General features: G+C 60.2%; 12 protein-coding genes. 2 read left to right on the top strand and 10 right to left on the bottom strand.

Translation table 11 applies throughout. From position 1 onward, the window contains the following. The first annotated feature begins 294 nt into the window (after positions 1–294). Positions 295–783, top strand: a complete 489-nt coding sequence (locus tag HMPREF3011_RS02975; RefSeq protein WP_070586044.1) for an HXXEE domain-containing protein — start codon at positions 295–297, stop codon at positions 781–783. Positions 784–1,138: 355 nt separating this feature from the next. Here HMPREF3011_RS02975 and HMPREF3011_RS02970 read toward each other — a convergent pair whose 3' ends face one another. From HMPREF3011_RS02970 to HMPREF3011_RS11205, 7 genes are all read right to left on the bottom strand, one after another. After that, positions 1,139–3,031: a heavy metal translocating P-type ATPase gene (locus tag HMPREF3011_RS02970; RefSeq protein WP_049181290.1), complete on the bottom strand. Its 1,893-nt coding sequence runs from the start codon at positions 3,029–3,031 to the stop codon at positions 1,139–1,141. After that, complete coding sequence (locus tag HMPREF3011_RS02965; RefSeq protein WP_070841123.1) at positions 3,028–3,387, bottom strand: Cd(II)/Pb(II)-sensing metalloregulatory transcriptional regulator CmtR; 360 nt, start codon at positions 3,385–3,387, stop codon at positions 3,028–3,030. The genes HMPREF3011_RS02970 and HMPREF3011_RS02965 overlap by 4 nt, the downstream gene beginning before the upstream one ends. Before the next feature lie 82 nt (positions 3,388–3,469). After that, on the bottom strand, positions 3,470–4,537 hold the full coding sequence (locus HMPREF3011_RS02960; RefSeq protein WP_016423156.1) for an LLM class flavin-dependent oxidoreductase: 1,068 nt from the start codon (positions 4,535–4,537) through the stop codon (positions 3,470–3,472). A gap of 314 nt (positions 4,538–4,851) precedes the next feature. Then, positions 4,852–5,394, bottom strand: a complete 543-nt coding sequence (locus HMPREF3011_RS02955) for a DUF488 domain-containing protein (protein ID WP_042389435.1) — start codon at positions 5,392–5,394, stop codon at positions 4,852–4,854. Positions 5,395–5,583: 189 nt separating this feature from the next. Continuing rightward, entirely contained in the window at positions 5,584–7,293 is a 1,710-nt protein-coding gene (locus HMPREF3011_RS02950; protein ID WP_070841122.1) for a SulP family inorganic anion transporter, read from the bottom strand. 283 nt (positions 7,294–7,576) lie between these two features. Further along, the gene (locus HMPREF3011_RS02945) at positions 7,577–7,885 is read right to left on the bottom strand and encodes a hypothetical protein (RefSeq protein WP_038626100.1); all 309 of its coding nucleotides are present in this window, start codon (positions 7,883–7,885) and stop codon (positions 7,577–7,579) included. 291 nt (positions 7,886–8,176) lie between these two features. Next, the gene (locus HMPREF3011_RS11205) at positions 8,177–8,452 is read right to left on the bottom strand and encodes an amphi-Trp domain-containing protein (RefSeq protein ID WP_038626098.1); all 276 of its coding nucleotides are present in this window, start codon (positions 8,450–8,452) and stop codon (positions 8,177–8,179) included. A gap of 371 nt (positions 8,453–8,823) precedes the next feature. Here HMPREF3011_RS11205 and HMPREF3011_RS02935 point away from each other — a divergent pair, with 371 nt between their 5' ends. Next, positions 8,824–9,318, top strand: coding sequence for a 2'-5' RNA ligase (locus HMPREF3011_RS02935; protein WP_038626096.1), 495 nt, complete (start codon positions 8,824–8,826; stop codon positions 9,316–9,318). 98 nt (positions 9,319–9,416) lie between these two features. Here HMPREF3011_RS02935 and HMPREF3011_RS02930 read toward each other — a convergent pair whose 3' ends face one another. The 3 genes from HMPREF3011_RS02930 to HMPREF3011_RS02920 all read right to left on the bottom strand — a co-directional run bounded on the left by HMPREF3011_RS02930 (position 9,417) and on the right by HMPREF3011_RS02920 (position 12,269). Beyond that, positions 9,417–10,301, bottom strand: coding sequence for a hypothetical protein (locus HMPREF3011_RS02930; RefSeq protein WP_038626094.1), 885 nt, complete (start codon positions 10,299–10,301; stop codon positions 9,417–9,419). A 146-nt stretch (positions 10,302–10,447) separates the two neighbouring features. Beyond that, positions 10,448–11,620 carry an MFS transporter gene (locus tag HMPREF3011_RS02925; protein ID WP_083327059.1) on the bottom strand — a complete coding sequence of 391 codons (1,173 nt, stop codon included), beginning with the start codon at positions 11,618–11,620 and terminating at the stop codon, positions 10,448–10,450. 124 nt (positions 11,621–11,744) lie between these two features. Then, complete coding sequence (locus HMPREF3011_RS02920; protein ID WP_049181300.1) at positions 11,745–12,269, bottom strand: CBS domain-containing protein; 525 nt, start codon at positions 12,267–12,269, stop codon at positions 11,745–11,747. Positions 12,270–12,307 lie beyond the last annotated feature (38 nt).

Raw genomic sequence — 12,307 nt, 5'->3', positions numbered from 1 at the left:
AGTCTTGGCGATCTTTTCCGCAGATGGCCCGCACTAGCTGCCGAAGGCGTAATGCCCGAAGCTTAAGAAGCCGAACGCTTTCATTGGATAACACTCCTTTTGATGGTGTTAACGAGAGGGAGTAACTTTGCAACGAGATACCGTCGAGTTTAAGTTTAACGTCTAGTCGAGTTCCGGTTGAACCTCACGGTAGCATGGCCTCAAACACTCTGTCGGCTGTGAAATGATGCTGGTGGGCGTGTGCGTCTGCCAGCAGATTCATCGGAGTTGCATTCGTGAGGGAAAGGCTGAATTGTGAGTTGGAAGGGGCCGACTGCACTTTTTGCGGCGTGGGTAATCCACGACTTCGAAGAGGCGTTCGCGTTTTCTGCATCCTGCGATCGTCTCGCGGATCGCACTGGTATAGAACAGCTCAGAATCACGCCGCAGCAATCGTGGATCGCCGTGGGGCTGATGGGAATTCTGGTGGCGGCGGCGTGTGGCCGCGGCGTGCGCTCTACCGGTAAGTCGGCGACCTATCGGGCAGTCGTCGCCGGGCTGGAAGCCCACGTCGTGACTCACCTCGGCGGTTCAGTCGCGCAGCGTGGTTACACCGCCGGTGTTGCGACGGCGTTGCCGATCATGCTTCCAGGGGCACTCATGGCGCGTCGAGAACTCCAGCGGGACGGGTGCGAGCTGCGGTTCCGTGACACGGTCAACGGCGTCGCGTTGCTCCTGCCCGCCGCCCTAGTATGCCAGGTGGTAGCACGACTGATCCGTCGGGTGTCCGCGGTAAAGAACTGACCGGAAAAGCAAGAAACGGCATGTCGTGTGAGGTTGGTATCCGCGGCGACGTGGTCGAGTTCAAGTTCAACGTTTAACGCGAGGCGTTAATGACGTTTCGCGTTATTGGGGGGGGGGGAGGAGGTTGAAGAGCGCTGTCTCTAACTCCGGTTTTCGTTCGGCCTCGGTCCATTCCGCTACCTCGTGTGAAGAATTTGCAAGTGGTATCGGGCCGTTGAACTATTAGGTTCACCCACAGTTCCCGTGCCTGCACGCATCGAGAAGGACCAGGTGGTGAACTCGAATGACTCGCCTGGTCCAACGTGTGTGTGCTCGGCGCGTGGTTTAACCCTTATAAGACTTGCCGGTCACAGCCTCAGCGTTTCGCTCGTGCAGCCCGCAGGCCGTTCAAGATCACGATAACTTCAGCGACCTCGTGAACCAATACGACGGCGGCCAGGCCCAGCACACCGCTGATCGCCAGCGGCATCAACACGATGATGATGGCCAGAGACAGCACGATGTTCTGGTTAATAATCCTGCTGCCTCGACGGGCGTGCTGCAGTGCCTGCGGGATCAACCGGAGGTCGTGGCCGGTGAAGGCGACGTCAGCGGACTCGATTGCGGCGTCAGAGCCGGTCGCTCCCATTGCTATGCCCACCGTCGCGCCCGCCAGCGCAGGAGCGTCGTTGATGCCGTCGCCAATCATCGCCGTCGGCGTCTTGGAGGAGAGCTCGGCGACGATGCTTGCCTTGTCCTCTGGACGCAGCTCGGCGCGCACGTCGTCGATTCCGGCGATTTCAGCCAGCGCCCGGGCGGTGCGAGTGTTGTCGCCGGTGAGCATGCTCACTTCCACGCCGTTGGCGTGCAGGGCCTGCACAGCTTCGGGCACCTCGGGCCGCAGTTCGTCGCGGACCCCGATCGCCCCGGCGAGGGCGTCATCGACGGTGACAAGGACGCAGGTTTGACCCTCGGACTCCATGCGCTCAACGTCTGCCTTCAGTGGCCCGGCGTCGATCCACCGGGGACTGCCCACAAGTACCCGTCGACCTTCGACGGTGCCGCCGATGCCATGCCCGGCTTCCTCGCTGATGTCCAAGGCAGCGGGCGCTTCGGGCACCGCTGCCGCGATCGCCGCAGCGAGGGGGTGCGTCGATTGCTGCTCAACTGCCGCCGCGAAAGCAAGCACCTGCGCCGGATCGAATCCGTCTGCCGGGACCACGTCGGTAACCTCGGGCTGGTTGCGGGTAAGGGTTCCGGTCTTGTCCACCGCCAGGTGATGGATGCCGCCGAGTCGCTCGAACGCCGCGCCGGATTTGATGACCACGCCGAACTGGCTGGCCGCGCCGATCGCGGCCACGACCGTCAGCGGCACGGAGATTGCCAGTGCACACGGCGATGCTGCGACCAGGACCACCAACGCGCGGGTGATCCACGTCTCGGGGTCGCCCAGCAGCGAGCCAATCATGCCGACCAGCACCGCCAGGATCATCACCCCGGGCACTAGGGGTTGGGCAATCCGGTCGGCGATCCGGGCGCGGTCGCCCTTTTCCGCCTGCGCCTGCTCGACCAGGTCCACGAGTGTGGTCAGCGAGTTGTCCGTTCCAGCTGCGGTCGTCTCGACCTCCAGCACGCCGGCGGAGTTGATTGCTCCCGCGGGCACCTCGTCGCCGGGCGCAACCTCCTCCGGAATGGATTCTCCGGTGACCGCTGAGGTGTCAAGGCTGGAGCGCCCAGACCGAATGATGCCATCCGTGGCAATCCGCTCTCCGGGGCGCACGAGCATCAGCTCGCCAGCCGCGAGGTCCTTCGCTGCGACCTCAACCGCCGTACCGTCGCGCAGCACGGTCGCGGTTTGCGGTACCAGCTTCAACAGTGCCCGCAGTCCGCCTTGGGCCCGGTCCATCGCCTTGTCTTCCAGTGCCTCGGCGATCGAGTACAGGAACGCTAGCGCCGCGGCCTCTCCGACGTAACCGAGGATTACCGCGCCGACCGCGCTGATCGTCATCAGCAAGCCAATGCCGAGCTTGCGCTTTGTGACAAGGTTCCGGATAGCGCTGGGCGCGAACGTATACGCCCCTAGCAACAGGCCGATCCAGAACAGGACTGTCGCGGGTGTCTCTAGCCCGGACCAATCCAGCGCCAGGCCTATACCGAGGGCTACGCCGGAGAAGATCGGCAGTAGCAACTCGGGGTCCTTCCACCATGGCCGATCGAGATCTTCGATCTCCGTGGCTGGTTCGTGTTCGCATCCACATACTGAACTCATGCGTCCGCTCCTTTCCCGTCGCAGCCGGGCACCGAGCACTCAGGGTCGATGCACGGGGCGTTTGCGTCGACAGCCAACGTCGCGTTCACTAGCGCGTTGAGCGCTGTCGCAAGGTGCGGATCGGCGATTTCGTAGCGTGTCTTGCGGCCCTCCGGCTCGGAGACGACGATGCCGCAGTCACGCAAGCAGGTCAGGTGGTTCGAGACGTTCGAGCGGGTCAGGTCCAGGTCGCGCGAAAGCACGGCCGGGTAGCTCGGGCCGTCGAGTAGGGTGATCAGGATTCTGGAGCGCGTCGGATCCGCCATGGCCCGGCCGAGCCGGTTCATGACGTCGAGGCGTGAAGCAATAGTCAGCATATGCTGAACTATACAGCAATTACTGAACTTTTCAACACGCACTGAACTGACATTGAAGCGAAGAGCTTGCGAACTGGAGGAATTAGTCGATGGGATAGCCGGTAACTGGGCCTTCGTGATTCGGCTGCCAACCCAACGCGGGGGCGACATGCGTGGCGAAGTTGTCCAAGATCTTCACGTTGACGTCGACGCCCATCCCAGTGGGGATGGTGATGAGCAGGGTGTCGGCGGACATGACGGCGGCGTCGGCTTTGAGTTGCTCAATGAGTTTGTCCGGCTCGGCGGCGTAGGTGCGGCCGAAGGTGGAGGCGCCGACGTCGGGAAGCATGCCCACCTGATCGGAGCCGGAGGCCTGCATGCCGAACAACTGCATGTCCGCGCCGTCGACGATGGGGAAGACGGAGCGGGACACCGACACACGCGGCGTCCAATCGTGGCCCGCCTTCTTCCACGCGGCGCGGTAGCGGCTGATCTGATCCGCCTGGATTTCGCCCAGAGTCTCGGCGGTGGTCTCGGAGACCAGGGTGGAGGACATCAGGTTGAGCCCGTCCTTGGCGGTTTGCTCGGCAGAAGCGTGGGTGCCGGAGCCGTAGAAAATGTGCTTACGCAGCTCGGGCACCATGGGGAAGACCGGCAGGGCGGAGCCGGGTTGGAACATGTTGGGGTACTGCCGGTCTAGCGGTGCGGCGGTGGCGAATCCGTTGCCGTCCACTGCAGCCATGAACGCCTCGAGGTGGGCTCGCGCCACGTCCGCGCCGTTGGGCGCTTTACCCTTGTAGCCGAAGGCCTCCCAGCCGCGGTCAGCCACCTCTGGGGCGCCGCGCGAGACGCCCAGGGCCACGCGGCCACCGGAAATTTGGTACAGCGACGCGGCCTCTTCGGCGAGGTAGAGCGGGTTTTCATAGCGCATGTCGATGACACCGGTGCCCATCTCGATGTGTTTGGTGGTGGCCGCGACAGCACCCAGCAGCGGCATCGGGGCGGAGGCCTGCGGCACGAAGTGGTGGACTCGGAAGGACGCGTTGTTCACGCCGATTTCGTCCGCAGCCTGGGTGATCTCCAGATGAGTCTTGGCGATCTTTTCCGCAGATGGCCCGCGCTGGCCACCGAAGGCGTAATGCCCGAAGCTTAAGAATCCGAACGCTTTCATTGGATACCACTCCTTTTCATGGTGCTAACGAGAAAGTAACTTTGCAACGAGATACCGTGGACTTTAAGCTCGACGTCTAGGTCCGTGGCAAGACGGTAGATCGATTTTTCGATTCGGCGCTTTGGGGCGCTACCGGAGTCCCCGGTGGTCTTCTTAGATTGAGCGGTTCAGATTTCCTAACCTAAAGCTCGTTTGAGCGTGCTATCCGCTGGTGCGCCTCCGATACTGCTGCTCATAAGGTGGCGGGCGCTCCATGAATACAAAGCGTAGGTCAGGCCGAGGAGGATGCAGCCCCCTGGGCTCTGGTGTATGCGCTAGCCCCGCTCGGGGTAGCGCACGAGGAGATCGTTGCCGATGACTGCGCCGTCGTTGAGCGTTGCCTCGCTCACCTTCGCCCCGGCTGCACCCAGGCCCATAATGTGGCCAACCTCGTCACCGTGGGCGATGAGGTGGTCGGCGATGATACGCCGGTGGCAGCGCCACCACACCGCCTCGGAGCACATGATCGCGGTGGGAGTTTCGGCTGCGTTCGCCCGTAGCTGCGAGATCGCGTCGGAGAACTCCTCGCCCAGCGCATGGTCGGCGTAATTGTGGAAACTGCGGTTACGCCAGTTGCCGTTAACCTCAAACGGCACCGAGTGGGACACGTTGCGCCGTCCGGTTAGGCCCTCGCTTCTGCTGTAAGTGATGCCACATGTGGGAAGGTGTTCGGCAAGGTGGTCGCCGTTGAACCACGGGTACTTCCTGGACCCGGGCAGCTTGCGCACATCCACGATGGATGCCACACCGGCCGCCTTGATCATTTCAGCGAAGTCCTCGAACTCGAGGTTGGAGTGGCCCACGGTGAAAATGCGCATGTCACCAATGCTACGCGCCAAGCGATTACACTCACATCGGCTTCACGAATGAGAAGGTGACTTTGCAACGACACGTCGTGGAGTTTAAGTGCAACGTGTAAAGGTTTTTCAAGCGTCGCGCGATGGGGATGTGGACCCACGATTGCAGGGTCGACTGCGACGGAGTGACCATTGTCTGGCTCAGCCAAGCTATTGACTCTGCGATGCCGCGGGTGCGCCATCAGACTCTTCATGCTGAATGCGCGAGGCATGCAGTCGGGCGTGGGCGATGGCGTCGAGAGTGTTGTCGAAGACGTGATTCTCGTGCGCAAGCTGGTCGAATACGCCGAGTTCGCGCAACACCGGAATATGTTCGGGCTTCGTGGCTGCGAGCAAGACCCTGGTACCGCGGCGTTCGAGGCGCCCAATCGTGTCGGCGAGCATCTGGGCGCCGGTGGCGTCGATCGTCGTAACGTAGCGCATGCGGAGCACGACAACCTTGACCGACGAGACATCAGCGAGCTCGAGGAGGAAATCGTGCGCTGCACCAAAGAAGAGGGGGCCTTCCATACGGAAGGCGGCGATGTGCTCGTCGAGAAGCTCACGCTCCTTGTCGCGGTGGTCTCCCTCGTCTAGCGGGGCGGCCTCTAATACCGCCGTGCGGGCGGTATCGCGCAGTGCGAAGAAGCCCGCCATAACGAGGCCGATGAGCACGGCGACGACAAGATCGAACACGACGGTGGCGGCAGCCGTGATGAGCAGGGGCGCCCCGTCGCCCTTGGTGGCGCGTATCACCGAGCGGAGGTTCCGCGGGTGGATCATCTGAATCGCAGTGGCGATGAGCACGCCGGCGAGCGCGGCGAGAGGAATCTCGCCCACCCACCGAGCCGCGACGAGTACGGCGACGAGCAGGAGCAGCGAATGGAACACCGCTGCCAGGCGTGTGCCTGCGCCTGCCCGCACATTGACGGCAGTTCGGGCGATCGCGGCGGTCGCGGGAATCCCGCCGAACAGGGGCGCGACGACGTTGGCCACGCCCTGTCCGAAGAGCTCGCGGTCGGGATCGTGCCGGTCGCCAACAGTCATTGCGTCGGCAACCGTCGCAGATAGTAACGATTCCAACGCGCCGAGAGCTGCGACGGCGACTGCTGCCAACAGAAGCGAATCCAGGTGCTCCCACGGGATCTGTGGCCAGCGCGGGGCAGGCAACGTCGACGGGATGTACCCGATTGTCTTCAGGCCGCTGTCTGCCAGCATGTTGATGGCCGTCGCGGCAGCTACCAACACCAGCGCCGCGGGGAAGCCGCTACGAACGCGCGCAGCAAGCACGATTCCAGCCGCCACCGCAATGGTCATCACCGGCGCCTGCCATGCCGGAGCATCTAACCAAGCTTTGATCGAGCCCCACGCCAACCCGAGGACTTTCTCGCCGTCCACGTCAACACCAAGTGCTGCGGGCAGCTGTTGGAGACCGATGATTAACGCAATACCGGCGGTGAAACCTTCGACGACAGGTAGTGGCATGTACTTCATCGCGCGGCCAGCGCCGGTGAACGCCAACAAGAGCAGCATGAGCCCTGCCAGCACGCCGACGACGAGTACCCCATCGGCACCATGGTTGGCCACGATGGGGATTAACACGACGGTCATTGCGCCGGTCGGGCCGCTTACCTGGACATTGCTACCGCCGAAGATCGCGGCCAGGATGCCCGCGACGATGGCCGTCGTAATTCTGGCCGCCGCACCGACACCGGACGCTACGCCGAAGCCGAGCCCGAGGGGGAGTGCGACGAGGGCCACCATGAGGCCTGCCGATAGGTCGCGCCCGATTGTCGCGCGGGACCAGTCCGAGCGGCGCGGTGCGAAACGCAGGGCACGCGGCCGGATGTCCATCCTAGAGACGGCGCGTGGGTGGGGCATGCTCTTTTCTTGCTCCTTCAAGGCTCAATGACACTCAAAGGATACACACGGTGCAATCCTCCGACGGTCACATTCCCGGTTCTGGCCGAGGCCTTATGTCGACGGAATAAAACTTCCTGACCTGGCGAGTGTTCCCTGGAGCGTTGTCGCGGTGCTTGGAATGACGCGTATGAGCCGGTGTCCGAAGAGCAGATAGCCCAGGAGAATCGGTACCAGTGCCATACAGAGCGCGACACCACTGCTCATGGGACGGCCCGACGGCGGGCTGGGGGGCGAGGGCCGGCTACCGGATCCGGGCTTTCGCGGCGACGAGCAGCAGGGTGGCATGGTCGACTTCGCCGTTTTTGATCTCGCGATTGAGCTTGTGTAGCACCACAGGGCAGCGCAGGCAGCGGATGCCGGATTTACAGCACTTCTTCTTCGGCGTCATCGCAGCCAGTTTAAAGGGGTCCTTGCCGGCGAGCTTTTTCGCGGCTTTGGCCTCGGCCTTCGAGTATTCGGGCAGACGTAGCGAGGTCGTTGCCGCAGCCTTTTTCTTGGCTTTGGCGGAGTCCTTCTTCTTGCCCTTGTGGCCTTTCTTGCCGTTGGCCATGCGCGTTCCCTTCGTCGCGAATTTTCCCGAATTAGGTTAGCGTCACCTCATGCAATGTGGGGAGGCGTGGGTGCCTGGCGGGTGTAATTGGGTGTTGCTTGACGACGGCTTGCTTGTCGGCCAGTGTCGCAGCGGTAATTGACGGCCAAAGGACGCAAAATCGACCAAAACGACTCAGATCTGTTCGCTGTGACCTGCGGAAATGGCGAGCGGTAGTGAGTTGTGTCGGCGACGGGCGCTCCTCGGCGTGCAGGAGTTCATTGTGCGACAGATTGGACAGCAACAAGCCCGCTAGGAGATTGCGAAGCCAGATGCTGGTTCTGGCTTTTCGACGGGCTCGCCAGCCTCGTCGACCATCCAGTCAATTTCCAGCTCTAGCCCGCGCTCGATGCCGGTACGCTTTCGGGAATCGACGACTTCTATCGTGGTATTAAACGATGTCGGCATAGTCATCGTCACCGCGGACTCGCCAGTGCCGAGAGTCATTTCCCCGGCGCGGATGCGAGCTGCCAGCGTCTCCAGCAAACCAGCGAGCTCGTCGCGACTGAAGCTTGTCTTGCTCTTCACCAGCTTTTGATTCTTCGGGGGTGTAGTCTTTTTAGGTTTCGGTGCCGTGTCTTTACTTACCTTTCCAGCCGTGTCGGTATTTGTGCAGCGTGGAGAATTGGCCGTCACTCCACACTGTCTTTGAAGATGGTCTAGAGAGCTTTCAGGAATCCTGCCCATCCCCATTATCCCAATAAAAAGGTGTTTTTAACAGGAGAAATAATAAGAGGCTAGAAATTCCTATAGGTAGGTTATAAATTGTGGAAAATCCTTACGCTATGCTCTGGAGTGCAAGGTCCTGAGTGCCTTAGGTGAAGAGCTCTAGTAATGGCGCTCTTCGTCAGTGCTTCAAGTGGGTCGACCGACAGCAATAGGGGAGGAGTAAACGTCACATGGTGTCACCCGACAACATCCTGATGTACCTTCTGCCTGAGCAAGAGGCGCAAGTAAGAGAAATCTTTGCGCAACTCGCAGAGAGTGGCTTTCCGCAGCAGAATCAGAAGCCGCACATCACAGGCACCTTCGCGCCGACCATGCGCCCAGCGGTAATTCAACGAGCAGCCGAAATTCTCCCACCGCTTATGCCAGCGGAGTTTCGCAGAGTGGGAACGGTCATCTTCGGCACCAAGAGTAAGCAGACTGTTGCCTGGTTGCTGGAAACCAGCGATGAGCTGGAAGAGGCCGTCCGCGAAATCAGCCGTCTCAATCCTGATGGGCGTGGCTCCCGTTGGATTCCGCACCTGACCATGGGCCTGAGAATTCCGCGGGATATTGTGCCGGACTACGTGCGCGCACTTGACGAAATAACGAACCCGCACCTTAAAACTCTCAACGCGCCACGAGCTGCGTTCTGGAGTCCCAAAGTGCAGGAATTAACGGAGTTCTAGGGAGACTCCAGTACTTGTGTGCTGCTGTTCCTCAGCGATTGCGTCCCGCTATTTCGCAAAAACTGTGGTTTCAGAAAACAGTAGGCTAAGAAGAAAAACTAAGCAGCATCCATAATCTTCTTTGCCTGGGCATCGAAGACCTCCAAGGCGCGCTTCTTTGCTGCTTCCTTAGACTCCGGAGCTGCCTCTGGAATCTGCATGGGATCCGTCGTGTTTTCCATGTTGCCAGTTGGTACATCCGGAGTCGGGGCGGCGGACACCATTACCATTACGCCATTGACGATCCCGACAATGTCGTAGCTGGTGGCCGTAGTATCCGTGCCACCGGCGTTGATGTTCGCACTGGTCTCGTGTGCAGTGAACTCAGCTGGCTTGACGGAAAGATTTGGCTCCCACTTTTCTCGGTGCAGTTTCATTGTGGTCGTCATGTCCATGTCATTAAACATGTCCTGCATCTCAGGAGAAATCTCCTGACCTTCCATGGAGTCTTTCAGAATGTCGGAAGCATCCATCGTAGCCGTCACGTCGGAGCACTTTTCGAGGCTGTCCTCGTACTTTTGGTACGCCTCAGGATTCTTCAATATCGAGACGCTGACAGTGACGTTCTCTTCCTTAATGTCCGTGTAAGCGCCGGCAGCATTCTCCAATTCCTCAGTTGAGTTGGTGAAAGTGGCGCATTCGGCCGGTTCAAACTTCATGGAATCTTCCGAAAACATCTCCATGGCATCTTTGAACCCGGTGATCTTGTTTCCGGAGAAGTCCGCCCCTTGAACTTCATTTGTGAGCAGGAGCTGATCCTCGGCTGCAGCAGGAGCTGACCCATCTGCTTTCGTCATCTTGCTGGTCGACTCTTTGCCTGCCTCACCACCGGCATTGCTGCTTTCTTCCCCCGAGCCACATGCGGTGAGCAGGGCGGCGCTTGTACAACCTGCGACAACGGTTGCCGCAATTTTCTTCCACATTCCAGAGCTGCGCTGCTTCATGATTCCTCATTCCATCGAGCTGAATTTCAACAACCTATGCAACCCGCCCAGGAGCCCTGGGCCGGAGCTAAGCTTTTGTGAAAGAAAGAATACAAGAGCTCGTCTCAGCACGCTTCCCAAAAACAAGAATTTCAGTCGCGTCTGCTTTACGATGCTCCGACGGACCTCACCGCAGACTGCGCAACCTTTGCCACGGGATACATGGATACCAATGCAATAATCGCACCGAAGATGAAAACGGGCACAAACCCGAATTTCGGCGCTGCGAAAGAAATAACAAAAGGAGCGAAGAAACCAACATAGGTCAGCGAATAGTAGATAGCGGTGGCAGCGCCCAACTCGGCTGGCGGTGCGATAATTTGCACTTCGCGGAGGCCGGAGACCATCATTACGCCGTACGCGGCACCGAGGGTCAGAGCGGCGGGGAAAACGCTCCACACGTTCTGGGGGAGGGCGACGATGAGGCTGAGCAGCATTCCGACCGTCGTTAAGCCAAGACCGAAAATAGCTGGCGGGATAAAGCTGCTGGAACTGATTCGAGTGACCAGTGGTTGCACCAGAACGCCGGTGCCCATCGTGATGCAGGCGATGAGTCCGGCAAAGGCAATGGGGTAGCTGGATTCGGCGATTGTCGGAAGGACGACGAACGATGTGCACGCGGCACCGAAGACCCACGGTGCCCAAGCGGCGACTGCCCACAGGAATCTCGGGCTTAGGGTGGCAGAGGAGAAGAACCGTTGCGGGGTGTCGCTGGGCGCTGAGGTTGGCAGTCCGCCGGAAGCGTTCCATGTCAGTGGTGTGATGCCAAGCAACAGTGCGAGATGAACAAGATAGGGGATGACGTCGGGACGGGGAGCAAACTCCGCGACCAACCCGGAAGCCAGGGGACCGAGGGAGAACCCGGCGGAGAGCGCAACGGTTGCGCGCCGGGCGGAAATTTGAGGTGCGACGGGCGCAATCTCTTTGATCCACGAGGCGCCGGCGGCCATTACCATCCCCATCGAAATGCCGACGACAAGGCGCCCTATCAGCAGTGATGGGAAGTGGAACCAGACGCCGGTGAGTAGGACGACGGAGCCGGCGGCAGAGGTTATGAGTGCGGGCCGGATGATGGCGCGACGGCCGAGTCGGTCGGAAAGTGGGCCGCAGATGAGTAGCGCGGGGATGAGCCCTGCGACGTAGATGGCGAAGAGAAAGGTGACCTGGGACTGGTTGAGAGCATCGGTTATTCGATACGCGGGCAGGAGTGGAGCAAAGAGGTTGGCGCCAAATGCAACAGCGAACATGCCCAGGGCTACCCGAATCCAGTCTCGTGCCACGATCTGCCTCCTGTCGACTTCTCTCCTGTGGGGGGATAAAACAGTGTGTCAACAAGAATAGGCCAGCTAGCAAACGCTAGCTGGCCTTTCGAGTTACTCGGGTTACCATCCCAAGCCAGTCGCTCTAGTTATTGGCGGCACCGAAAAACGCGGTAATCGGTGAGAAGAATCCCTTAGACTTCTTTGCCTTCTTAGCTGCCTTAGTCCTGCCAAGAATACGCTCAGAGATGCGGTCGGTAAGAACCCCTACCAGCTTGCCGCTGCTGACGACGGGCAACTCGCTGCGACGCCCGTCGATAAGCTGGCGAGCCCTGATGGCAGCTGGATCCTCGGGCTTGACGAAGACCTTCACAGGAGCGCCGACGGTGTTCATATAGGCATCGCGGTCGGCGTATTCGCGGAGTTCCTTCAGCGTAATGTCGCTGGTCAGGTAGCCTTCATCGTCGACGAGGAAGACACAGGTATCGTCGTCGAGACGAGCAAATTCAGCTGCGTAGGTGCTCAGTGCCTCACCGACAGTGATGTCCTCCGGCAGCGCAATGTAAGAATCCGTCATGTGCATGCTTACGGTGTCAGGCAGGAGGCTGTACGGGCTGATTGAAGATTTCGGCTTGAAGAAGTTGGCGATGGTGTTCTGTGTCTGTGTCATTGTGGATCCTTTTCCAGGTATCCCAGCTCCTTTGCTAG

It is taken from the genome of Corynebacterium sp. HMSC074C04, assembly GCF_001838295.1.
GTDB lineage: Bacteria > Actinomycetota > Actinomycetes > Mycobacteriales > Mycobacteriaceae > Corynebacterium > Corynebacterium amycolatum.
This window is presented reverse-complemented; position numbering and strand designations above follow the sequence as displayed.

Excerpts from the sequence above, each read along its gene's own strand:
- HMPREF3011_RS02970 (WP_049181290.1), bottom strand. The coding sequence starts at position 3,031 with ATGAGTTCAGTATGTGGATGCGAACACGAACCAGCCACGGAGATCGAA.
- HMPREF3011_RS02965 (WP_070841123.1), bottom strand. The coding sequence starts at position 3,387 with ATGCTGACTATTGCTTCACGCCTCGACGTCATGAACCGGCTCGGCCGG.
- HMPREF3011_RS02960 (WP_016423156.1), bottom strand. The coding sequence starts at position 4,537 with ATGAAAGCGTTCGGATTCTTAAGCTTCGGGCATTACGCCTTCGGTGGC.
- HMPREF3011_RS02955 (WP_042389435.1), bottom strand. The coding sequence starts at position 5,394 with ATGCGCATTTTCACCGTGGGCCACTCCAACCTCGAGTTCGAGGACTTC.
- HMPREF3011_RS02950 (WP_070841122.1), bottom strand. The coding sequence starts at position 7,293 with ATGCCCCACCCACGCGCCGTCTCTAGGATGGACATCCGGCCGCGTGCC.
- HMPREF3011_RS02945 (WP_038626100.1), bottom strand. The coding sequence starts at position 7,885 with ATGGCCAACGGCAAGAAAGGCCACAAGGGCAAGAAGAAGGACTCCGCC.
- HMPREF3011_RS02935 (WP_038626096.1), top strand. The coding sequence starts at position 8,824 with ATGGTGTCACCCGACAACATCCTGATGTACCTTCTGCCTGAGCAAGAG.
- HMPREF3011_RS02930 (WP_038626094.1), bottom strand. The coding sequence starts at position 10,301 with ATGAAGCAGCGCAGCTCTGGAATGTGGAAGAAAATTGCGGCAACCGTT.
- HMPREF3011_RS02920 (WP_049181300.1), bottom strand. The coding sequence starts at position 12,269 with ATGACACAGACACAGAACACCATCGCCAACTTCTTCAAGCCGAAATCT.